A 24,471-nucleotide genomic window follows, 5' to 3' on the forward strand; every position below is an offset into this window, starting at 1 on the left:
GAAAAACGTATACAATAAGAATTTCCTGATAACAACAGCGGCTGGAGGGGGATACCTTACCGGATGCCCTGCTATCCTTTTGAAATACTTTGTTCTCATCAATCCCGGAGGGGCATCAAGCCTCTCCGATGCTATCACGGAAGGGTGGAAGCCGATATGGCCCCTGCGCCTATAGAGACAAGCCATCACACGAAGCCGCATCCCCGGCGCGAAGGCCGGCGGCAATGGTTTCATTCGCCGGCATGGCTGAACCTGCTGTACGCTCCGGCGCTGCTCTTGTTTTGTTTGTTCATTTTTTACCCGTTTCTGAAAGGCATCTCGATCTCCATGACCAATTGGAACGGGTACTCCCAGGAATATAAGTGGATCGGCCTGAGCAACTACAAGCGGATGCTGACCGACCCCGATATGAGCAACGTCATTAAGAACACCCTCATCTACGGCCTGGGGAGCGCCTTGTTTCAGAACATCATCGGTCTGGCTTATGCGCTCTTCCTGAACCGGAATATCCGCATAAGAGGGCTGACCCGCACCATCATTTATTTGCCCGCCATCATCAGCCCGCTCATTATGGGCTACATCTGGTACTTTTTCTTTCAATATAACGGCGGCGCGATCAACGATATTTTATTGCTGTTTCAAGATAAGCCCGTCAATTTGCTGGGCAGTCCCAAAATCAATGTATGGATCATTACGTTCGTCAATACTTACCAGTACTTGGGAATTGCGATGATTATTTTTTTGGCCGGACTGCAGATTATCCCCAAGGATTACTATGAAGCCGCTACAATCGACGGGGCAGGCTCCTTCGCCAAATTTGCACATGTAACCTGGCCTCTGTTGGCCCCTTCTTTTACGGTCAGCGTCGTGCTGAACGTCATCGGGGGACTGAAGCTGTTTGACGTGGTTACCGCCATGACGAACAGCGGCCCCGGCTACGCCTCCGCTTCACTGTCGACCTTGATGTACCAGCTGTATTTTGGCCGGGAGGATGCGGGGTATGCAGCTGCAATCGGCAATCTGATGTTTGTGATGATTTCCATCGTGAGCATCACGGTGCTGTACTATTTGCGAAAGAGAGAGGTGAGCGCGTGAACAGAGCATCGGTACGTTGGGGGGCGGAAATCGTCTCGGGAGTCCTCTGTCTGATTCACATTCTCCCTTTTTATATTCTGATCACAACTTCGTTTAAGGCCATCGATGACCCCAGCTCCAAATGGATCATGCCGGGCTATTTGTATCTCGACAATTTTTTGAATGCCTGGCATGAAGCCAACCTGGCCCGGGCATTTATGAACAATGTGACGGTAACGGCTTTTGCGTTGGCAGGCATTGTCATACTGGGCTCCATCGCTTCCTATCCGTTGGCACGATACCAGACGGGCTGGAACAAATTCATGTACGCCGTCTTTATTTCGGCGCTGATCGTGCCTCCGCTGACGATTCTCGTTCCGCTCTATAAGCTGATGGTCGATATCGGGGGAATGAACCGGTTTTGGGGCATCATTATGCTGCACATTACGTTCAGTCTTCCGATCACGATTTTTTTGTACACCGGGTTTATCGGCACCATTCCCAAGGAGCTGGATGAAGCCGCCATGATTGATGGCGCGGGGAGACTCGGGCTCTTTTACCGGGTGCTGCTGCCCCTCCTGAAGCCGGTGACGGCCACCGTCCTGATCTTGACCGGGGTTACGATTTGGAGCGACTACCAATTCTCCGTCTTTTTCCTGCAGCAGCCGGTGACCCGAACGATTACGGTGGCGCTGTCGAGCTTTTTCGGACAGTATAACAATAACATCGGCTGGGTAGCGGCAGGCTCGTTCATGGCGGCGGTACCGATTACCGTGCTCTATTTGTTCCTGCAAAAATATTTTATACACGGTCTGTCCTCCGGTGCGGTCAAGGGATGAATGGCTTCAACGCCATCTCTAGACATGACGAAATGACGAAAGCGCTCTCTTCCCTCCCGGTATCGTGGTGGTATAAAATGGAACTAAACAATATACCATGGTCGGGATGTGGCCGCTCGTGAATTTGGCGTATTCGATCCGTTCCAAGCTATCCTTGCTGTTTCTGTTAACGCTTGTAATCCCTTTGGCGCTGATTGTGATCAGCGTGCCCGCTTACTACGAGAAGCTGATCGGAGAGCAGACGGCTACACTGACCGAAGGGACTTTAACGGCGCTCACGAACAATATTATGACGTATGTTGATGATCTGGAGCGCATGACGATTACGCCTTATCTGAACAATGACGTAATGGTCGCCTTGAAGCTCAAGGCAAGCCACCAGTATGCCATGGCAAGCGATTATGCCAAGATGGAAGCGGAAAAATCCTTGAACCTGATGCTTCCGAAGTTTTTGCGCAATGCGCGTAAAGATATTTTGGCGACTACGCTGATTCCGTATGACGGCTCGGTGTATGTGTCCTCCGCCTTCGGCATGAATGAACCGGTTCCCGGCTATCCGTTCCAGGAGCAGGATTGGTACCAGGAAGCGGTGCGTAAGGACGGGGCCGTTGCTTTTATCAGCGTCCATCTGCAGGATTATCTGAATACGTCCGATGTGAAGCAAGTGTTCTCGGTGGCCCGGCTTATTAAAGACCCCGATTCAGGCAAGCCGTTAGCCGTTATGATGGCCGATGCCGACACGGTCGTGCTAGAAAGCATCATTAAAGATGTGCCGTTCAGCAATAAGGCGATCGTAGTGATCCTCGATAACAACCGGAAGCTGCTGTACGCCAACTACTATGTTTCCCAAGCAATGCTTAGTCAGCTGGCCCAGGGTCAGCATGAAATCAGGGGGGACGATGACAGCTATAAGGTCGTCAGCAAAACGGTCGCAAGCTCCAATTGGAGCATCGCCGTGCTGTTCCCGGATTCCGTCGTTAAAGCGCAGCTCAGCTGGATTTACTGGGTTGGACTGATGCTGGCGCTAGGCGGCCTGGTCATTACGCTGCTGCTGTATTTTACCGTATCGCACTGGATTGTGACCCCGTTCAAAAAAATGGTCGTCGTTATGAAAAGGGTCCAGAGAGGCGACTTGCAGACAAGGCTTGCGGTTAGAGGCAAGGACGAGATCGCCCAGCTCGGGATGAGCCTCAACACGATGATTGCCCAGCTGAAGGAGCTGATCGACCGTGAATATCATGCGGCTCTAGGCAGAAGAGAAGCGGAATACCGGGCGCTGCAGTCACAGATTCAGCCCCATTTTCTATACAATACGCTCAGCGGCTTCATCGGTCTGAACCGGAAGGGGGAGCGTCAGCTGCTGGAAAAAGCGATCCTGTCCTTAAGCAGCATGCTTAGATATATTCTGGAACGCAACGATTGGGTGAAGCTGGAGGAGGAGCTGGAGTTTCTCCGTAAATATGGCGAGCTGCAGCAGATGAGGTTTCAGGACAGACTACATTTTCGAATTGAAATGCAGGAGGAGCTCGGTTCCTTCCGCATTCCCAAGCTGCTTTTGCAGCCTATTGTGGAGAATGCCGTGATTCACGGCATCGAGCCTCTGGATCGGCCGTGCACTCTTGCCGTTACAGCACATACGCGATTCATCGGCGAGGATAACGAGCAGGAATGGCTCGAGATCATCATTCAGGATGACGGGGCAGGGTTCGACCCTTCAAGCGGGCCGGAAAGCGTCGGGTTATCGAATGTAAAGGAACGCTTGAGACTCTCCTTTGAACAGGCGGTGTTTCAGTTGAACAGCGCAGTTGGACGTGGAACGCAGGTTAGATTTCAGATTCCGTTGAAAGGCGGGGACAGAGGATGAATATCGTAATCGCCGACGATGAGGCCCTGGTTCGGTCCAGCCTGACCAGCATGCTCGAAGAGATGGAAGGCTCATGGAACGTGCTCGGCGAGGCCGCGAATGGGGAGGAGCTGCTGGACCTGGTTGGGCGCTGCCTGCCGGATATCGCTATTGTGGATATCAAGATGCCGAGACTGAGCGGCCTCGAAGCGATCCAGCAGGGGAGGCTGTTGTCCCCGTTGACCCAGTGGATCATAGTAAGCGGGTACTCGGAATTTTCCTTTGCCCAGCAGGCGCTGAAGCTGGGGGCATCGGAATATTTGCTCAAGCCGGTCGATCCGGAGGAGCTGCAAAGAACGCTTCATCGGGTTTATGCGAGCAATCAGCAGTATATTGCGTTGTTGAATCAGCAGTTCGAGAATACGCTGTTCAATCTATTTCATGGTCTTACCTCGATTACGGCGGAGCCGGAGGATAGCTTGTTCCATCGCGGCAGCTTCCATGGAACCTTCGTCTGCCTGGATTCCCCCTTGCCGGCGAATCAACAGATTGCCCTGCAGCATGAGCTTTGCCGCGCTGCACGAAGCCTTATGAACACTTCTCTTGGCTGCGGCATGAATATCGGTATCTTTGCGCTGCCTGGCGGCGAAATGGCGTCGGTAAGCACATGGGAGCCTGATAAGGGACTTGAAGCAAGGCAGAGGATAGCGGGTTATCAGGAAGCACTGGAACGGAAGCTGAATACCTTGAGCGGGAATGCGGCATCCGTTACGCTGATGCAAACCTCGGAATGCCGAAGCTTTCAGGAGCTTGTCGACCAGATGGGACGGCTGCAGCGATGGGCGGAGCTGCGCCCTGTTCTCGGACTGAACCGCACATGGATGACGGAGGAGCTCGAGCCGCATGCGGAGCAGGAAGGGAAGCTTAAGCTCGGCAGGCTGATGATCATGGCAAGCCAGCAGTTCAAAAACAAGCTGTATGTCCAGTTTCAGCAAACGATCGGTGAATTGAGGCAGCTATGGGGCCGTACGGGCCTGTCCCGTGACCATCAGGTTGAGCAGGCCCTATTGACCTACATGGGCTGTGTCTTTCCTCGGGACAGTGAAGCAGCGCCTGTTCGCACGGTTGAGGAGGGGTTCCGGTACCTTCAGGCGCTAGGCGACCGTCAGCTGCTGGGACCGCAAAGCATGGAGCAGCCGATCGATTGGGTAGAGCGGGTCATTGCCTACATCGAGAGCAGCTACATGAAGGATATCGGGATCAGTCAAATCGCGGCCGATTTGAACGTGACGCCTAACTATCTAAGCACGCTGTTTCATAAAAAAACCGGATCGACCTTTATGAAATATGTCACCCGGCTGCGGATACTCAAGGCCAAGGAGCTGCTCGCGGATAGCGGCCTGCAGGTACAGCAGGTTGCCGAAAGCGTCGGGTATTACAGCACAAGGCATTTCACCAAGCTTTTTACGGAAATGGTCGGCATGTATCCTTCGGACTATCGAAGATCCAGACAGACTTCCCTATAACCTTTATGAATCGGCGCGGCTTCTTCCCGGTCATCGTCTACCGGCGGAGAAGTCTTTTTTTGTATGGGGGCGCCCGGCTATGTACACCAAACGAATCGGATCTCCTGCTTCATACCGCATATGCGCTGAGCATTGTATGCTGCTCCTGATGAATGAGCTTTATCAGAGAGCGGTCTCTCTGAAACGAACCTGCAGGCTCTGCTATCAGGGACGAAGCCGATAGTAACAGGCTCTGGGCAGCGATTCCAGCTTCCCCAAGGCTTCTTGGGCCGCAGGGTTTATGCTGCTTAACGGAAGGCCGCCGACTAACGGCTGCTTGAGGTATAGCTTGCGGATACCGACTTTCCTTGCCCCCGGATCCGTCTCGCCGCAGCTTTCTATTTTGTGAGGCTCCCTGAGCAGAACGCGCAGTGTGCCGTTCAATTCCGGACAAGCATCTGTGGCGGATTGCAGCAGTGACAGCAGCTCAGCGTCAGTCATTCGCGCAATAGCCAGCTGCATGCCTGGCCGTTCATAGCAGAACAAATGAACAGCACGGGACAGCAAATCATCCATCGCCAAAAACGGCGGATGCAAAAACATGAGGTTATCGTTGACTACAGCGTTCAGCAGGTGGAGGGCCGTTTCTTCATCGGTATCCATATAAATGCCGTGAAAGCGGATGCGGTGTACGATTTCCGACGGAGGGAGCTTATACCGGCCAGCCATATAGGTATCCCGCAAAAAGCTGTCGAGATGGTCAATACCCAGCCAATCGGACCGATGCGTCAATGGGGAGTCGGAGTTCAGCAGCTCGATGATCCGCTGCGGCGATAAGCCGTGGCGGGTTAAAATCTCGGAAACCGGCGGCTCCGCTATGGCCTCCTCCGTCATTTGATGATGGCTTATCCCAAGTGCCTGCTCTATCGTGTGGGAAAAAGGAAGATGTCCGATGTCATGCAGGATGGCTGCGGCATGCCATTCACGCTGGCCGGGGAAAAAATGACGCAGGAGCGCCCAGACACCGACCGTATGCTCGAAGCGGGAATGGGTGACAGGACTGAATAAAGCACCTGCGCCATAATGATGCAGATGCTTTAATCTTCTTACAGCCGGGCATTGAAACAGCTCTCTTTCGAAAGGCTCCGGGTGGACCGTCAGCTGATAGAGCGGCTCCCATACGGAATCAAGCCCGAAGGCTTGTTGAATAGGGACATAAGTCAAGGTCATTTGCACCTCCGTTTCCAATTTATGGAGAAAGGATTTCATTATAATGGGTTCCGCAAGGTTTGTAAATGACCTTTCCCTATGGAAGAGGACGCCGATTGGCCGCTTCCGCTGCCGCCGGCTCGCTCGAGGTGAGGGCGGTCACGCTAATTTTGTAGGCGGTTGCGGTCTGGGAGGAGCCGACACTCACACGGCTTTTATCGACATAAGTACCTGTGACCGTAACCGGCCCCGGCTTGAATTTCATGCTGCCGGTCAAGAGCACATAATCGTTATTCAGCTGAACGACGGCGGTGTCTCCGTCCACAGACACTATAGTGCACGGAAAGCGAACAAGAGAGCCGATCTTTTGCTTCGGAAGCTCGCTCAGCGCAATATCCGCCGCCTCCGTTTTCATTTTGGATACGGTGTACTGGCCGTCCTTGTATTCGTAGTACGTCTTTTGTCCGGCAGGCTCTCCGGCTACATGATCCGCTGTCAGTATGCCGGGCCGTTCCTGAACGAGCCCGTCGGCTTCAATGTCCAGCAGCTTGCGCAGGTCCGCCGACTGGGCTTCATAGACTATATATCTGGCTTTGCGCTGCTTGCTCTCCGCCTCGATCAGAAGAACGGGAAGCCCGCGCATCGTAAATTGATCTGTCAGCGTGATCGATTTGATATTCTGCTTCCCGTCAATGGAAGCCGCCGCTTGATTGATGCTTTGATCCGGCATCAGCCGCACCAGCACGACGGATTGATTGTCCGCAACGGCTGCCGCAGCGAGCTGCGAGCCCCATAGACCCTTGGCGCTCGCGATATTCGTGAGCTTGACATTGGCATCCAGCGCTTTGCGAAGCAGCTGCGAAGGATCGGCCTGGAGCCAGCGAAGCTCCGCATCGCGAATCTCTTTGCTGGTGTCTTTATAGCTGTTCAGCACCGTATAAAGCTCAATCGCTTCGGCGAATTTTTTGGCGGATACGAGCTGCTCGGCCCGATTGAATTGGCCCTTCATGGCATTTTGGACATAGGTGCTGAGCTTGGTTCGGGAATCAGCCAGCTCCTTGACGCTAAGCACCTTTTGCGAATTATCGATAAAGGCTTTCAAGTCGGTTTTCTTCAGCATCGCCGCAAGTGAGTTCTGTATATTCGTCTCTATCAATGGCCCAAGCCATTCCGCTTGAATGCTATTGGATGTGTAAAATTTGCGGATTCGCACCGCTTCATCCACGGCTTCGCCGAACGATTTTTTCTGAAAAACCGACTCCATGCGGGCCTGATCGTAGGCTTTCAGCCGTGACGTAAGCTCCTGCTTTTTCGTTTTTTCATCCTTGAAATAGGCGGCCGGGATTTGCACCAAGTAAGCAATCGTATTTTCGTTATCGAAAGCCTTTTTGGAAACAGCGGTTTGCAGGCTTTTTAACAAGCCTTCCTTTACGCCGGCAAAAGCCTCCGTTAGCTGCTTCTCCACTTGGTAAGCGGCTTCGGCATCGGCAAACCGTTGTTGCGCCGTTTCGTCCCGGGACGAATAATCCGCTTTAATGCTCTGATAGGAATCGTATGCCTTGACCAGCGTCGGCACATCGTTAAGCGGAACGGCCGATTGGATGTCCGATACGATCGACATCAGTCCCCGTTTGAGCTCGGTTGCCGGGCGCAGCGCTTCCAGCGCCGCATCGATCTCCCGGTTTTTATAATTGATCATCGTGTTGGAACGGGCCTTCTGGTACAGCGCCTCTGCTTCAAGATCATGGCCTGCGGCTTGCTCCTTCTCCGCTTGGGCATACAGGTCCACCTTCACCCAGCTGGCATAGCTCTTGAAGCCGGCCAGGCAGACCATAAGCGCAAGCAGAAGAGAGGAGGCGTACAGGTATCGGCTGGAACGGTGATACATCGAATTCGACATCGCCTGCTACCCTCCTAAACCTTGGGCTTGAAACTCGGGATCCGAGCCGTATTTCTGCTGGACGATGTCCCTTGTTCTGGCATACAGCTCCGGCGCTTCGTTCTGGCTGTCCTGAAGCAGGCGCGAAAGCCGGAGAAGCCGGTCACGCGGCAGCTCGTCGATAAAGGCAGTGACCAGCTCCTGATACTGCAGCACATAAGCCTTCACGCGGAGAGCGGCGCTGGCGGCCAGCGCTAGCGTCTCCCTGCCTTCAGGAAGCGCCTCGATCAGGACGCGATATTTCCACACGTAGCTGAGAGTGTCGCTCTTGATCAGCTGCGGGTTCACCTTGCTGACCTCGTGCAGGTAACGAACAAACTCCTTGTCAAAATCGTCGGGAATCAGCTCCGACAGCTCCAGCTCCATATCTCTTCGCAAAATAAAATGGTTCAGGCACATCAGCTTGAGCACCTTCACCTGATTGCCCTGGATCAAATAGCCGATTTCCCTCAGCTTTTCATAGGCAAGCTTATATTCTCCCGCCTTCAGATCCTGTCCCGCGTCCTCTACATCAAGCAGCAGCCCGTCTCGGATAGAGCGGTGCTCCTCCGCCAGCAGCTGGTGAAGCAGCCGTTTCTCGATAGACGGGGCGTACTTGCGGTTCAGCAGCAAATAGCCTGCGGCCAGAACAAAGCCTCCGGCGATAGAAAGAATCATCTGAGGGCCGCTCTCGGACAGGAAAAAAGCGGCCAGGCAGATGGAGAAGACGATCATGGAGTCTCTCCAGGCTCCGCGGCGGCGCACCGTGACCACGAGCTCCTGCAGCGATTGAAATTTTCCTTCCGCACCGCATTTCAAGCAACGGTCATGCCAAAGCACGGAATAAGAACCGCAACCTTTGCAATGTTTCAAACGTTCAAATGCATGGCGGGTTACGACGGATTTGCGGAATTGTACGGGAATTTTGCTACTCATGTCGCTCACCGTTGTTGTTCAAGGCTTGAATAAACCCGGCGTCGACAGCATCTGACGATACTCCCCGCTGCTTGGATGTATGAAAGTAGACCCAACGGATGGCAATAAAAACGGCGGCAAAAGCAATTCCAATAAATGTCGGCATGGTTTTCTCCTGATATCAGATTCTCTTAGTGGAATTTTACATACCAAAAAGTTAATATGTTAGTAGACATAATATACAGCATAACTCCCACTTCGTTCCACCTTTGATTGTCTATTGACAGCGAAACGGCTCGAACAAAGGCGATCGGGCAGCGAAGGATGCGAGATTTGCACGGCTGCAACAGGAGCATAGAATGCTTCGTTATGTTAAGTAAACCATCTTGCTTTGGAGGAATCAACACCATGAATAAAACCAAATCCATCATCCGCTTGCTTTCCGCGACGCTGCTGTTGCTTCTTACCTTGTCGCAAGCGGCATGGGCTGCCGATACGAACAGCGATACGAAAATCGACGCCGTGCTATCGGTAGACGTCAGCACCTCGATGAACGAGAGCGACGTCAATAAAGTAAGCTATGAGGCGATGAAAATGTTCGTCGACATGGCATCGGTCCAAGGGGACAAAATCGGGGTGGTCGCTTATACCGATCAGGTGCTTAGGGAAAAGGCACTTCTGAAGATGAACAGCATGCAGGATAAACAAGACCTGAAGTCGTTCATCGACCAGCTGACGAGAGGACCTTATACGGATATTGCCGTTGGTGTCAGCGAAGCGGTCAAAGTGCTGGAATCGGGCTCCGAGCCGGGGCATGTTCCGCTTATCGTGCTGCTGACCGACGGGAACAACTCCCTCAATACGGGCAAGTCGCAGGATCAATCCGATAAAGTGCTGAACGACGCGGTGAAGAAGGCCAAGGACAAGGGCATTCCGATCTATACGATCGGCCTTAATGCCGACGGGCAATTGAACAAGGACGCGCTGGAGCGCATCTCCAAGGAGACGAACGGCAAGCTGTTCGTGACGAGCACGGCGGACGATCTCCCGCAAATCCTGAGCGAGATCTATGCCAGCCATTTGAAGCTCAAGGTCGTTCCGTTGACGGGCTTTACGGCGAACGGGCAGTTCCAGGACGTAGCGGTCAAAATCCCGAATTCCAGCGTTCAGGAAGCGAATATTTCGATCATGTCCAGCAAGCCTGTGGAGGTCAAGCTGTTTAATCCTTCGGGTCAGGAGCAGGCCGTGCCTTCCGATAAGATCGTCTATTCCACCTCTAATGCTTACTCGCTGATCAAAATTTTGAATCCGGTCCAGGGAGATTGGAAGCTGCAAATCAAAGGCGTTCCAAAAGAAAAAATCAATATCAATTTAATTTATAACTACGATTTGCAGGTGTCGATGGAACTTTCGTCGTCTATATCTTATGGGCCTGGTGTAACTGTGCCTGTCAAAGCGTATTTGCAGTCCAACGGACAGAACATTACGGACACCGATTTGTACAAAAATGCGAAGTCGACGCTGATCGTGACCGATCTTGATACGCAAAAAACGCAGGAGATTCCGCTGACTACGTCGGACAAAGGCATCGAGGGCTCCATGAAAATCGCGGATGCGCATGATTACGAGCTGAAGGTAAAGGTAGAGAATGCCAACTTCGTGCGGGAATCCCAGCCTGCCAAGGTATCGGCCAAGTCGGGGGCCAAGGCTGCAACGGACAACGGTGCGGCTGCGGAAGCCTCCAAGACGAACTGGGCGGTTACCGGCGGTTGGATTGCCGGAGTGCTCGTGCTGTTAGCCGCCGCATGGTTTGCCTTCTCCGCCTGGAAGAAAGCGAACAAGGGCTTCGTCGGGCAGATTGTCCTTGAAATCAAGGATGAAGATACCGGGGAGCGGACGAATCCGCAGTATAAGAAGCTGAATGCGTTCAAGGGCAAATGCCAGCTCCACCAGCTGCTGCAGCTGGCTCCTGAGTTTGCGGAGACCAGGGAAATCGTATTGAAGCCTGGAGCCGGCGATAACGTCGTGCTGTACAACGAGTCGGGCTGTACGATTGAAAAGGGCGGCCGGGTATTCGACGCATCGAAAGGAAAAGAGCTTAAAAATAACGATCGAGTCAAAATAACGCTACAAAATGTCAATAAATCGATTACTCTTGAGTATTTAAAATAGTTCCGTATACGGGAGGACATACCATGAAAGCAGTAGTCAGAGAGCATATACAACAGCTGGATGTATCGCTTGGCGGAGGGATTATCAGCGATAAAATCCGCGTAGATACGATAGACAATCCGATGCTGATCATCGGTCTTGGCGGCACGGGAATCGATGCACTGCTCCGTTTGAAATACCAGATCAACCGCCGCTTCAAGCTGCCGGAGGACCCTTTTACGAAGAAGAAGAAGGAGAAGCCGAACAACGTCGAGTTTCTTGCGCTGGAGACGAACGAGCATGACCGCAACAAGAAATATAAGGGAATCGGGCTTGATCCGCTGACGGAATTCGTGCTGCTCTCCAACGCCGAAATCGGCAGCGTCCTGCAAAACCGCAGCGTACTGGAGGACTACATAAAGGAATGGCTGTCCCCCGAGCTGACCATTACTGACGGGATCAACGGAGCGTCGGGTGTCAGACAAGCCGGCCGTCTCCTGTTGTTTACCAAAATCGTTCAAGTCGTTCAAACGATCGAACGGAAGATCAAGACGCTGTCGGTCGGCACGAACAAGAAGCTGATGGTGTTCCTGCTGACTGGCTTATCGGGAGGCACGGGCAGCGGATGCTTCCTGGACATCGCCTATATCGTACGCGGTATTATTGAGCGGGATTTCGGCTCTGCCGGAGTCGATAAGGTGAACCTGCTCGGCTATCTGTTCACACCGGACGTGAATCTGGCGAACAAGAGCTTGACTGAGCATTCCCGCGAATATATCAAGAAGAACGGCTATGCGGCTCTGAAAGAGCTCGATTACTGGATGAACGTGGATGAGCGCAATGAGCGCTTCAAGCAGCAGTACGCCAGCATTTTGAACGTCAATTCGCCTATGCCTCCGTTCAATCTGGCGCATTTGATCTCCGCGACCAATCTCGAGGGCAAGCTGCTGGAAAATGCGTACGATTACTGTATGAATGTGACGGCGGAAAATATTACGAACTTTATGGCGAGCGAGGACAAAAGCTCCGGCGAAGAATTCGCGATCCACGATTATATCAGCAACATTCGCACGAACATCAACCAGATGCCGAAGGCTTATGCCGCAAACTATCAGTACAACATTTTGGGCGCATCCTCTGCGGTGCTGCCGATTGAAGAAATGACGACTTACTTGGCTTACAAAGTATTTCAGCGCATGGAGAAAATGTTCGAAGCGGGCCCATCCCAGGAAGACGTGGAGAAGCTGGCTCACAAGCTGGGCATCGACCCGGATTCGATTCATCGGGAATTCGGCCAAAGGGTGCCGGAGCCGATTCCTGGCTACCAGAACAGCGAGCGCCTCAGCTACCATAATGTGATCAAGCAGCAGACGGTCAACCTCGATACCGAGCTGGAGCAAAATTTCCTGTCCCGGGCGCGTGAGGAATACATCAAATGCCGTAAGCAGCTGCCGGGCGAGAAGAAGGAGCTGTTCACCGAGCAGGTGACCAAAATCTTCAGAAATCCGGAGCAGGGACCGTTTTACGTGTCGCGTATCATTTTGCAGGATAAAGGCTTCTGTCTGCTCAAGCTGATCTCCTCCTATATCGAATCGTTGAAGGAGAGCATCTATCGCATTCCGCGCGATATCGAATCCGCTGAAGAGAGCTCGGAGCAGAAGATGACCGAAGCGCGCAGCGCCTTCATTTCCAAGGACAAGAAGAAGGATGCGTATATCGAGGCTAAAATTCAGGAGTATTTGCTGCACGCCGACCGCGAGCGCATGGAACAAATGGTGGAATTTTACGAGGATCTGTACCATTTGATTAATCAGGAAAATTCCCGCATTTATCAGGTGTTCACGGAGCTGTTAAACGAGCTCAATAAAATTTTCGAGAAAAACGGCGATATCCTGACGAACGGACAAGAGGAGGTAGACCATAAAGGAAACCGGACGTACTACTGGAACGTGGTCAGCGTGCCGGACATCGCCAAGCTAATCAACCAGGTGACCGACGAGAAGAACGTAAATGACCTGATCCGCGACTTTACGAACGAGCTGCTGGTGAAGTCCAATCAATGGATCAAGGAGCAGGAAGTGGATGTCGTCAGCTCGATCTCGGAATTTTTGACGGACCATTTCGGGGATCTGATCACCAAGTCGATGGAAGAGTATTTGATCATCAAATACGGCAACGACGATTCCATCGAGAAGCTTGTGGAGCAGAAAATCTCAAGCCGCTTGTACGAGGAGGCGAAGCCGGTTTTCCATCTGAGCAACAGCTCGGGTCATTTCAACTTCCCTTCTTGGGGCTTCGTTTCGGTACCGGTTAAAGCGCCGAATATTTTCAAGGGCATCCGGAATTTCCAGGATCACGCCATTGCCAACTCTCGCTTCACGATCAAAGAGAGCGAAGTGAAGAACCGGATTTTCTGGCTGAACACCCAGAACGGGATTCCGCTGTTCCTGTATACGCCGCTTAAAGTGTATGAGACCAGCTACGAGAATACGATTCTGGAGCCGGAAGGCATCGGACGCCACCTTGTACAGACCGATAAGGTGAACTGGACTTACCTGCCGTCGCCAATCCCTGAGAAATCCTGGGGAGATACGTATGACAACAAGCGGGTAAAAAAATATAACACGGAAGTGCGCGAGCTGTTCGATGAGATGGTGGCTTACCGCTGCATCAGGGAAAAAGGTGAGGACAGCGGCACGATCAACCGGTACGAGTGCGTGTTCACGAAGCCATTTGATGTAGAGCGTCACCTGGAGTCATACCAGCTTCAGCTCAACTCGCAAAAGCCGAACTTGGGAGAGCTGCAGCGCTGCGTATCCGATTTGAAACGGATGCTGGAGCAGGGGCTTCCGGTTGAGAGCACCAAGGATATTTTCGGCAGCGTGAACGAGGAGCTGGCCAAGGACAATTTGATCCGTTCTCCGGAGCTGCTGAAGCGAGTGAAGGAAGAATGGCGCAAAATGAATTCGATCACCCTCAAAATCGAGGAGCTCGAAAAGCTGCTCGGCACTCATAAGGATGAGGAGAAATTGATGCAGCTGTTTATCGATGCGTCCTATACGCTTACCATTCGTAAAAAAGGCGCCTTGTACGTCTACGACCATGACGCAGAGGAAGATCCATGGGAGCCGTTCGTCAACCTGATGCAAAGCAACAAATTCGTAGAATACGAAATCTACTCCAAGATTCGCGGCCTGGATGAGAAGAAACGGAGCCTGCTGCAGCGCAAAGCAGCCAAACGGAGCCAGCAGCTGACGGCTTCGGCAGATATCAGCGAGCTGCTCGCAACGCTTCAGCAAATGGCTGAAGCCTATGCGGAGGCCAAGTCGGCCCTGGACTATGACCGCGTGGAATGGGAAAACGGTGAAGACATGTACCAGTTCTATAAGCTGGTATCCGGTAAAGTAAGCGATATGGTGAGAAGCCTGAAATAATGAGCTTTCGCCCGCTTTGTACAGAGCTGTGAAAGGAGGGAGCAGAGGACTATGCGCGACGCATTGCTAGCATTTGCAAATGAATATGACGCGGAGATGGACAGCCTGGGGAGCAACGACGATGAGCTGCGCAGCATCAACCATCCTCTCGTCTTCCTGTTTCTTGGCGACAAGACGGAGGAGGCGCTTCAGCAGATCCGCAAGCTGAACGGGAACCAGTGGAACAACAGTGACGGGGTTGTCTATCTGCATGTAGGGACGAAGCCGGTGGAGACGGATGATAATCTGTACTCCTGGATACTGCCTGCCCTGTCAGAAGACAAGAAGACGGTGCGCACGAATACGCACAGGCAGTTTTATCTGGAGGAAGCCAAGCTGCTGGAGCTGAATGTGCTGCTTCGCCGAATGAACAGCCGGATTGCCCAATTCGGCCGGATGTATTCCAGCCTGCAGCGTTTGAATATTGCTGTCATTACTCAGCTGGATGACCCTTGCAACGTGCTGCTGCCGGAGCTGACCGTGCTGGCGAGGACGATATTCGGGGAACAGTTCCGCTCCGTAATGACGGACCTTTATGGGTTATTGGAGGAGAAGCAGGTAGGGGAGACCTATGCTTTCTCCTCTTCGCTTGGGGTCAGCTTTTTACGGGAAGTGGACAGATACCAGGACAGAGCTTACAGCTTCCAGGGGATGCTCCAGGTGACGGGGGAAGGCATCCGCATGCCGGTTCAGCACGGTCCCGCCCCGCTGTTTGATATGGTATACCTGCTGAGCACGAAGGACGAGAGGGGCCTGTTCGCGGACAGCGGAATGCGGGGGAGCTGCGAGATCGTTTGCAGTCTCAATCTGCTGAAGAACCGGATGGCGCCGGAGCAGACGGACCCGCAGCATGGTATTTATAACCATCAGCAGTTCAGGCAAAATATGATGCCGCCGGATGGAGATAACCGGTTTTACGTTTCGGCGGGTCTATCCAAGGTGAAGCGGCCGAATCAGCCGATTGCTTTGACCGTTCTGTACCATTGGTACCGGGTTGTTTTGGAGCGGCAGCGGGAGCAGGGCCAGGTCGATCGCAAAGAACTGATTGAACTGTTGGAGCTGGACGATCAGCAGTCAGACCAGACGATCCGCACTCTGATGGAAGAACCGGCCAAGGCGGTAGAGGGGATGTACGGGCTGCTCTATCATTCCATTTCCCCGGGACAATGGAGATCGATGACCTACCGGGAAGCGGAGACCGCCTTGTTCGGCAGCAATGCCCGGGTCTTTTTTGACACGAATGTAGCCCGGCGGGTCGAAGCGGCGCTTCTTCAACGGGACTATGGGCGTCAATTGGAGCGGCGGTTTCAGGAGCGCGTTATCGAGAACCCGCGGTACGGGGTCCTTGGCGGCTATGCGTGGACTTCGGAGGCTGCGGAAGAGAACACGGTCATGCCCGAGCTCAGGAGGCAGCTGAAGGAAACGGACGCGCTGCTGGAGCAGTGCGCAATAGACCTGGAGCTCCGGTATGAGGAGCAGGTAGATCCGCATTCGGGCGAGCGGGTATCGCTGTGGAGCCGTCTCACCAATCAGGTTCCGTTGAAGCAGGTTGTGAAAACCGTGCTGGACGATATTTATGGAATGAAGCTGGATATGCTCTATTACCAGGCGAAACGAAAATTGTTGGAGCAATACATCCAGAAGCTGGAAGAGCTCCACGTTCGGATGAAGCAGTATGTTGAGCAGCTTCAACAGATAGAGAAGCAGCTTCGTGATGCAAGCCGCAGCAGTATTTCCTTTACGAGCGACTATTTGGGGCGCAATATTAACGAGTATTACGAGTATGTCGTGAACCAGGTTACCAAGGAGCTGGAGGAGCGCCGCGGACCTCATTTTTATTGGGAGGAACGTTGTCTCGGGAATGTTTCGAAGCTGCTGATGCAAGGAGAGGGGCAGCTGCTTCGGAAGCTGATGGAATCGGTGAGGCACCATGTATTCGTTCATCCGCTGTTCCATCAATCGTTTGAAGATGAGCTGCTGCAAAGAGCCAACGTGGTGACCAGCTACGATAACCGTGCCGTATTGTCCAAGGAAGAGCTGTTCCGTGATCTGTATGCGACCTTGGAGAGCGAGGCGGCTGTGCGGGCGGACGTCTATCGCTCCACGCATCGTCATCGGTATGAAGAAAAATATTTGTTCGGCGACTTTCAGAGCGAATTTATTCAATACGCGTTTGCCGTCGATCGCGGCAGCCGCACTTACAAGCTTGGCTGCATTCATGAGAAGAAAGCGAGCGGCATCGAGAAGCTGAATATGATGGGCGGCTTCCGGCTGGACGACTTCATGTACTACAGGAACGGCAAGCTCTATTACGATACCTATGTGGAGAACGGCTTCCAATTTCATAGAATGGAAGAAGCGGATGGAAAGCCGGAAGCATCGAGCTTATAGGTGGGATTCCTGACAAACACACAACAATGGATTCCGATAGACTTTAAGCCGTAGAAAGAGGGGGACAAGGTGAAACAGCGAAAATGGAACGCGCTGATGACATTGATGAGTCTCATTGGCGGGCTGCTGGGCTTTTTCATCGGGGAAATCATATTAAATCAATGGGAAGGCCGGATGCATGAGACGCTGCTGATAGGCCTGTACTTCGGACAGTTCGCCCTTATTGTCGGGCTGTTCTGTTTGATCGCTGAGATCATTTCGCCCCGTTTGAACGGGAATAACTGGCGCCTGCGCTATGCCGGGGACGGATGGAAGCTGCTTGTTCCGGGCACTCTGGTTATGCTGTTTGCCGCGGGGGCGTTGTTCCAGTTCCTTTACGGTTTTTCGATAGAGAAGAAGGATACGCCCAAGGACTATGTTCTGCTACTGGATATGTCCGAAAGCATGAAGGAAACGGACCCGAACAAGCAGAGCATTCAGGCCGCACAGTCGTTTATCCAACGGATGGACCGCAGCGAACGGGCTGCGCTGTTTACCTTCAATGAGGGGGCCAAGCTAAATTTTCCGCTGACCAAAGTAACGGATGCGGGAGTCAAGAATCAGCTGTCCTCCAAGCTGGCGGCGGTTGATGAGCCTTCCGGGCAGACGGATATCGGGAATGCGTTGAATACCGTCATGGATTATTTGCATAAAGAAGGCGATCCAAAGCGCAGAGTCGCGGTGATTCTGATCTCGGACGGATACAATCAAGTGAATTATTCCAAGGTATTGGCGCCTTACATAGAGGAGCGTATTCAGGTTCATACGGTCGGCATTCTTCCTAATGATGACAGAGGCAATGAGGTGCTTAGAAGGATTTCCAACGATACGGGAGGAACCTTCCAAAATGTGCAGCGGGCGGATCGTGTATCATTGGCTTTCAATCAAATCTATGATTCGGTTCAGCACCGGCACCTGCTTAACGAACGCGTCGGCGCATCATCGGCCGATACGTATTACGCCATACTGCGCGTAGTTTTGATCACGCTGCTGGGCACATTGCTGGGGCTTTCGCTAGGCATTGTCTTCGATAATCGCTATTTGGCCAAAAGCTTCATGATTGGAGGCACGGTGGCTGGACTGCTTGCAGGCTTGATCCTGGAAAATGGTCTGCCTGGAGCCGATTATCCTTCGATCTACCGGGCTCTGGCGGATGCAGTGCTTGCGCTGGTTCTTTCGCTGTCCACGATGATCGTAGCCGTCCGTCAAGACGAGGACCGAAGCAGCGGATTGCGCGGCGGACGCAGAGGACTAGCCGTGAAGGAACAGAGCCGTTTCGGCGACCGAAACGAGAGCAGAGTCGGCAAGCGATTTAGATAGGTGAAACGAATGAAGTTGAGGCTCTTAAAGATTCAGATGATGGATGATGGACAGAGGTGGGGTATCCCCTGGAGGAGCGATAGCGTCCGCCTTTGTTGTCAAGGAAATCACCGCTATAAAGGATATAAATAAAATTTCCTGACAACAACAGCGGCCGGAGGGGGATACCCCGCCGGAGTATCATGCACATCTGAATCTTTACGGATTTTTCCAATGGGCTGAGCTTACGAAGCAAGTTTTCTCCGAAAACTCTTAGCGAATGCTTACGAAGCAAGTTTAATCTTCCAGATTAAACTCAAAGTGAATGCTTACGAAGCAAGTTTTCTCCGAAAACTCTTAGGAGGATGATACATTTGCAATGGGACGAACCCGGCGATCCTTACCGAATTACGAAGGCCGCGTGCCAGCTGCAGGATGGAGATTGCCTGTTAACCTGGCAGTGGCCTAAGGATGTCGATTACGTATATATTTACAGCTTTCCCGACGGGGCCGAGGAAGCGCCGGAGGTTCTTACGCCGAAGCAGCTGAAGCTGTTCACCCGTGAGGAGTATAAGGCGAAAGCCGGGTACCGGGAACGGGTCGATTATATCGGTCTTCGGGGATACCGTATCTTTCCGTGCCTCCGGAGCGACGGCAGCCTAACGCTGCTCAGGCAAACGGACGATGCCAATGTCGCACGCATGAACGGGGGAAGAGCCAAAATTCGCTGCTCGGTCAAATACGGCAGCAAACTATTTAGCAAGTATAAAAGCGCGCGGATCGAGCTGTTTTGTGAAATTGCCGTTCCTCAGGAAGCGCTCTGCTATGTGAAAAAAGAAGGGGCCGTTCCGGCTCACAAAGATGACGGCATCGCATATCCTTTCATGGATGACTTTCCTGTGGGGCGCACGGCTCTGCCTCAGGTTGAAATCGGCAAGAACGATTATATCAAAGTCTTTTTCACAGATAGCAAGCGATACAGCGAGCAATATGCTTTGATGTACGAGTAAAAGGCTCTTGTATTTTGGTAACTTTGGATGAGAGATCGCGAGAAGCAATAGACTCTAAAAGCTTTAAATTCGAGCTTACGTCGTAGGCTCGAAACATCGAGAAACCTTTTACCAGAAAACTGTTGCAGGTATAGGTGGGGTGTCCCCTGGAGGAGCGGTAGCGTCCGCCGTTGTTGTCAGGAAATCCCCGCTGTAAAACATAAAATAAAATTTCCTGACAACAACAGCAGCCGGAGGGGGATACCCCACCGGGGACCGGAGCAAGTTTTCCAAACCCGTAGGTTTCTTGATTTTTTTACTCAGCCAGTTTTCTTCGAAAACTCTAAGCGAATGCTTACGTAGCCAGTTTTCTTCGAAAACTCTAAGCAAATGCTTACGTAGCCAGTTTTCTCCGAAAACTCTAAGCGAATGCTTACGATGTAAGTTTTCTTCGAAAACTCTAAGGAGGGATAACATGCTAGAAAACTTAAAAAATTGGTTTGGCAAAAAGGCGCCTGTCAAAGAAAAGCCGCCCTATTACAGTATCGTATGTCCTTACTGCTTCAGCAAATTCGACCCGGAGGAAGTCGTGTTCCGGGCTACTCATATAAAAGATCACGATGACGATTTTATGCTCCAGGAGGACCGCAGGCTGAACGATTGGCGGCGCAAATTCCATCTGTCCGAAGTCGACATGGAGGCGGTGATCGAGCCGCACACCATTCCCGAAGAGAACAAAACCTACTCGCAGAACGTGCTCATAGCTGTTACGGACCGCTACGGGGAGACGACCAAGCGCCGGCTTTGTCCGAGCTGCCATAACGAGCTGCCGATTTCAGCGGGGAAAGTGCCGAGCAACATTATCTCCATTGTCGGTGCTTCCCAGGTGGGCAAATCCGTCTACATGACGTCGCTGATCCACACCCTGCAGAACACGACCGCATCCAATTTTAACGCGGCCTGCATGCCGCTTAGTGCGGAAATCAGCCGCAAGTTTCGGCAAAATTACCATGAGCCGATTTTTGAACGCGGAAGCATGCTGCAGTCGACAAACCCGAACGAGCAGCAGGAGCCGTTTATCTTTCAATTCGTCTTCAAGGACCCTGAACAGGCGCCGTTGACACTCGTCTTTTTCGATGTGGCGGGTGAGGGCATGGTTGAGCGTGAGTACCTGGACATTTACGCGTCCCATATCAAAAATTCCTCCGGCATTCTATTCCTCGTCGACCCGCTGCAAATTCGCAGCATCCGCGACCGGATTCACATTAACCTGGGCACGGAGGAGGGCGAGTTTGCCAACCGTTACGATGAGCCGCGGGAAGTGGTTATCAGCCTGTTTGAAAATTTCATCGCACATCAGCAGAACAGCAAGACGGACATCCCGACGGCGATCGTCCTGACCAAAAGCGATATGCTGCAGTACTTGAAGGAGGAAGACAGCGAATACATCCAGCCTAACAGTAACGTGTTCCGCAATGTGGTTCATAAAGGCTTCTTGAACCAGACCGAATTCGAGAACATCAACGGTGAAATCAGCCGTTTTATTGAGAAGGTAGACAGGCCCTTTAAAGATGCCATAGATGTGTATTTCACGAACACCGCTTACTTTGCGGTCTCGGCCCTTGGCGCCAACCCGGTCAACAAGCAGATTACGGGCGTCATTAACCCCACACGAGTCGACGAGCCGTTTATTTGGCTGCTCCACAAGCTGGACTATGTAGCTAGAAAAGAGGCGCAGTAATGGCTCAGAGAAAAATACAGCAGCAGTATTTTACCCGAGACCGGGAGGGGATCTTTCGCACCAGCGAAGGGTTTGATACCGTTGCGAAGTCACCGTCGCTCGACAACACTTTTATTAAGGCCATTTTACATCCTTATTGCGTTTACAAGGCACCGCAAGAGCTGCTGGCGCGGAATGAAGCGGACAGCAGTGCTTATCCGGAATCGCTGCTTGTTTTTCAAACCGATAACGGCGATATGGTCATCGGCCGCAGCGTGTACGTAGGGACGGATTTCACAGGCCAGCGAAGTGCGTCGTTTACGCATCAGTATGTGGTGCCGAAGGAGCTGAAGGAGCCTTTCTTAAGGGACCCCAACCGGCTGTTTCGTATCAGCAGCTTCCAGAGCAGCTACGATATCCGCAACGGGAAGTCGATTCCCGAGGTGGATGAAATCGAGTACGACCGGCATTATGACGAAGCGGCGCAGGAGCGGCTGCTAACCGAGCTGGGTGTAGACTCCAAGCGGTTCCAGCAGCTGGTGCATGCGGTCATTTCATCCGTCACGAACAAAAGGAAGGTATATGTCGCGCTGGATACGGAAGTATCACAGAGTGCGGATAAGGCCAGACGGCTGCTGGAAATCATCTATCGCTGCATCCCGTATGCCTTTCGCCGTCAGCTGGGCTTCATGACCTTTAACAGCGAGCCGGAAAGCAAACAGAACCTTCATGTCATTTTTGTTGAAAAAGGCAGTCTGCGGCTCCCGGACCGGCGGATCGAAAAGGATTATGTGTTCGATTTTCCTAACCAGAAATTCATCAATACGGACATCCCCGACAGCGAGCAGCCCTTGCTGGAATTTGTATGGCATTTCCGTCATGAAACGGAGCCGCTTCAAGGCCTGTTTGATTTTTGCGAGGAAGCGCTGCAGGACATGGGGCTGAATATCCCCCTGGCTGTGTCGACCTATTCGCAGCTGTTGACGCTGTATGAGATCGAGCAGGGCGACGAGACGCTGTATGAGCGCAACCGGTCAGGGACGATGAGCTCCATTCTGGGCTTTTTGCGCAAGGAGAGCGGAGACGGCAAGCCGCGGTTAAGGGAGCTGTTCATTGGTTTGCTTCGCAAGGACGCTTCCAACAGTGAAATATTGCCGGATGCGGCTTATATTCAGAGTCTGCTGGACTATTACATGCTGGCGTCGGAAGGGGAACAGGCGCTGCTTGTCCAATGCTTTATCATTTTCTTGAATCGTTCGACCTCACGCTCCGAAGAGGGAACGACTGGTGCCGCACGGCTGTTTGAGCCGATGCTGTCTCATCCCTCGAACGTGTTTGGAATTCTGATGAAGGAGCTGCAGAAGCAGTCCTCCGCCGCGGCGGAGCAATATGTGACCTACCGGATGGAGCAAGTTGGAACGGCAGATAGTCTGAAGGCCGAGATCGATTTTTGGCTGGAGCGGGCGGGGGGACTCGTCCAGGCGCGCTTCTTTGTCCAGGGGGCGAAGAAAAAAGCCAAGCAGCTGCTGCAAAAGGCCGGAGCCAAACGGATTGAAATCACCGCGGGGCTGTATGGTTATTTTCAGCAATTGCCTAAGAAAAGCAAGGATAAGCAGGTGGAGTCTTTCGGCGATTCTATGCTGCTGGACTTACAGTTGGAGCTGCTTGAGACGATTCAATTCGACAGCTTGACGTATGATGATGTAACCCGCCTCGACTTCATGGTGGACCCTATCGATGCTGAAGTGTTTCAGCAGATGGAAAAAAGCAAGAGGCAGACCGTTATCGTCCTAGCCCTCCTATATCGGATGCTGATGCTGAAGCCGGAGGAGGAAGCCGAAGCGCTTGAGGCGCTGCAGGAGCTGGGATCTTCCGATCTGGAGCGGGTACAGGGTTCGTTACAACGGTTATTGGCCAATCGGATCGATTCCAGCCGCTTCAGCGCGATAACGTTCGCATTTTATGTTCCCGAAGCGGAACGAAGCTTCCAATTCTCAGCCGGGTACGATTATGACGGGATGCTCGAATATATCGCGACTCATATGAGTGACCCGGAAACGATGTACGACTTTTTGCTCCGTTCGGCGAAGGACCGTAAGTTTCTGGATGAGAAGGATATGATTCAGCCAACCTACAAAGCGGCGGTCATCCGTTATTTTGACGTTCATGACGCCCGCGCCTTCAGGGACAAAGCGGTTCGGGAAAAGCTGCTAGCGGTTTCCAATGCGTCCTACCTCGAAGTATTTCAAGCCATCAAACTGAAGCAAGCGGGGAAATGGACTCGTTTTTTCGTTCGAAATAAGCGGAAGCTGATTCGGTCCAGTTTTATTGCAGTTCCTGTTATAGCTATTCTTCTCTATGTATTATGGACTCCGATGCTGAACTGGATAGCCAGCTTCGGGCCGCCTCCGGAGGTTGTGGTTGAGGCGCTGCCGGAAACGTCCACGACCATGAATTTGCCGATCAAGGCTAGTGTGGCGGGAGATCAATCAAAAGCAGCTACAGTTAAAATGTATTTGAACGGTCAATACGTGTCTAACGGTACCCTCGATACGACGATAACCCTTCATGACGGCGAGAATAGTATTGAACTGAAAGCTGTCAATCGCGGGGGGACAGAGTCGGAGGTCATTCGGAAAAAGGTGATGTACGCCATGCCTTCTCCGACGCTAACGTACAATCCGATTCCCGAGACCTCCAAGACGGCTTCCGTCATGATCTCGGCTACGGCCAAAGATACGAATGATGCGAGTCCGACCATTTATATTAACGGGCAGGCCGTGGGCCAAGGCTCCGTATCCTGGTCGATGAATTTGACGCCTGGAGAAAATATCGTAGAGCTTAAGGCGGGCAATAAATTCGGTAAAATGAGCGATACCATCAAAAAGACGATCAAATATACGCCATCCGCTTCAGCTACCGCAGCGGGCACGGGGAAGAAATAGTTTCGTGAAAGCCGTTCTTTTGGGATACTCCCAAGGGACGGCTTTTACTCTTTGCCGGCTGCTGTTCCCTCCTCAAACGTCATGGACGGACAAAGGTACAGGAGTTGTCTGGCTTGGATGCATATGGTACTGGTAGAGGGATAATTGCCAGTAATAAGGGG

Annotated in this window: 15 protein-coding genes; 11 read left to right on the top strand and 4 right to left on the bottom strand. The window is 52.4% G+C overall.

What is annotated here, in order from left to right; translation table 11 throughout:
- Positions 1-156: 156 nt before the first annotated feature.
- From ABEA66_RS11410 to ABEA66_RS11425, 4 genes are all read left to right on the top strand, one after another.
- Positions 157-1,095 carry a carbohydrate ABC transporter permease gene (locus ABEA66_RS11410; protein WP_345587636.1) on the top strand — a complete coding sequence of 313 codons (939 nt, stop codon included), beginning with the start codon at positions 157-159 and terminating at the stop codon, positions 1,093-1,095.
- A complete protein-coding gene (locus tag ABEA66_RS11415) occupies positions 1,092-1,913 on the top strand; it encodes a carbohydrate ABC transporter permease (protein WP_192705272.1) in 822 nt (273 codons plus the stop codon). The genes ABEA66_RS11410 and ABEA66_RS11415 overlap by 4 nt, the downstream gene beginning before the upstream one ends.
- Positions 1,914-2,031: 118 nt before the next feature.
- Positions 2,032-3,777, top strand: coding sequence for a cache domain-containing sensor histidine kinase (locus tag ABEA66_RS11420; RefSeq protein WP_345587638.1), 1,746 nt, complete (start codon positions 2,032-2,034; stop codon positions 3,775-3,777).
- The gene (locus ABEA66_RS11425) at positions 3,774-5,282 is read left to right on the top strand and encodes a response regulator transcription factor (protein WP_345587639.1); all 1,509 of its coding nucleotides are present in this window, start codon (positions 3,774-3,776) and stop codon (positions 5,280-5,282) included. Before ABEA66_RS11420 ends, ABEA66_RS11425 begins: the two co-directional genes overlap by 4 nt.
- Before the next feature lie 204 nt (positions 5,283-5,486).
- On the opposite strand, the gene ABEA66_RS11430 is transcribed toward ABEA66_RS11425, so the two are convergent.
- The 4 genes from ABEA66_RS11430 to ABEA66_RS11445 form a co-directional block, all read right to left on the bottom strand.
- Positions 5,487-6,491, bottom strand: coding sequence for an HD domain-containing protein (locus ABEA66_RS11430; protein WP_345587640.1), 1,005 nt, complete (start codon positions 6,489-6,491; stop codon positions 5,487-5,489).
- A gap of 76 nt (positions 6,492-6,567) precedes the next feature.
- Positions 6,568-8,370 (bottom strand): hypothetical protein, encoded by a 1,803-nt coding sequence (locus tag ABEA66_RS11435; protein ID WP_345587641.1) that lies wholly within the window; start codon positions 8,368-8,370, stop codon positions 6,568-6,570.
- A 6-nt stretch (positions 8,371-8,376) separates the two neighbouring features.
- Positions 8,377-9,324 carry a hypothetical protein gene (locus ABEA66_RS11440; RefSeq protein ID WP_345587642.1) on the bottom strand — a complete coding sequence of 316 codons (948 nt, stop codon included), beginning with the start codon at positions 9,322-9,324 and terminating at the stop codon, positions 8,377-8,379.
- A complete protein-coding gene (locus ABEA66_RS11445) occupies positions 9,317-9,469 on the bottom strand; it encodes a hypothetical protein (protein ID WP_345587643.1) in 153 nt (50 codons plus the stop codon). Before ABEA66_RS11445 ends, ABEA66_RS11440 begins: the two co-directional genes overlap by 8 nt.
- 242 nt (positions 9,470-9,711) lie before the next feature.
- Between ABEA66_RS11445 and ABEA66_RS11450 the strand changes: the two genes are divergently transcribed.
- The 7 genes from ABEA66_RS11450 to ABEA66_RS11480 all read left to right on the top strand — a co-directional run bounded on the left by ABEA66_RS11450 (position 9,712) and on the right by ABEA66_RS11480 (position 24,310).
- Entirely contained in the window at positions 9,712-11,475 is a 1,764-nt protein-coding gene (locus tag ABEA66_RS11450) for a vWA domain-containing protein (protein ID WP_079913488.1), read from the top strand.
- Between the two features lie 23 nt (positions 11,476-11,498).
- On the top strand, positions 11,499-14,888 hold the full coding sequence (locus tag ABEA66_RS11455; RefSeq protein WP_345587644.1) for a tubulin-like doman-containing protein: 3,390 nt from the start codon (positions 11,499-11,501) through the stop codon (positions 14,886-14,888).
- Between the two features lie 51 nt (positions 14,889-14,939).
- Positions 14,940-17,318, top strand: coding sequence for a hypothetical protein (locus ABEA66_RS11460; protein WP_345587645.1), 2,379 nt, complete (start codon positions 14,940-14,942; stop codon positions 17,316-17,318).
- A gap of 69 nt (positions 17,319-17,387) precedes the next feature.
- Entirely contained in the window at positions 17,388-18,677 is a 1,290-nt protein-coding gene (locus ABEA66_RS11465) for a vWA domain-containing protein (RefSeq protein ID WP_345587646.1), read from the top strand.
- Between the two features lie 344 nt (positions 18,678-19,021).
- Positions 19,022-19,666 carry a hypothetical protein gene (locus tag ABEA66_RS11470; RefSeq protein WP_345587647.1) on the top strand — a complete coding sequence of 215 codons (645 nt, stop codon included), beginning with the start codon at positions 19,022-19,024 and terminating at the stop codon, positions 19,664-19,666.
- Positions 19,667-20,120: 454 nt separating this feature from the next.
- Positions 20,121-21,386, top strand: coding sequence for a TRAFAC clade GTPase domain-containing protein (locus tag ABEA66_RS11475; RefSeq protein ID WP_079913483.1), 1,266 nt, complete (start codon positions 20,121-20,123; stop codon positions 21,384-21,386).
- The gene (locus tag ABEA66_RS11480) at positions 21,386-24,310 is read left to right on the top strand and encodes a GAP1-N2 domain-containing protein (RefSeq protein WP_345587648.1); all 2,925 of its coding nucleotides are present in this window, start codon (positions 21,386-21,388) and stop codon (positions 24,308-24,310) included. The genes ABEA66_RS11475 and ABEA66_RS11480 overlap by 1 nt, the downstream gene beginning before the upstream one ends.
- Positions 24,311-24,471: the final 161 nt, after the last annotated feature.

The organism is Paenibacillus vulneris, from assembly GCF_039543185.1.
GTDB lineage: Bacteria > Bacillota > Bacilli > Paenibacillales > NBRC-103111 > Paenibacillus_S > Paenibacillus_S vulneris.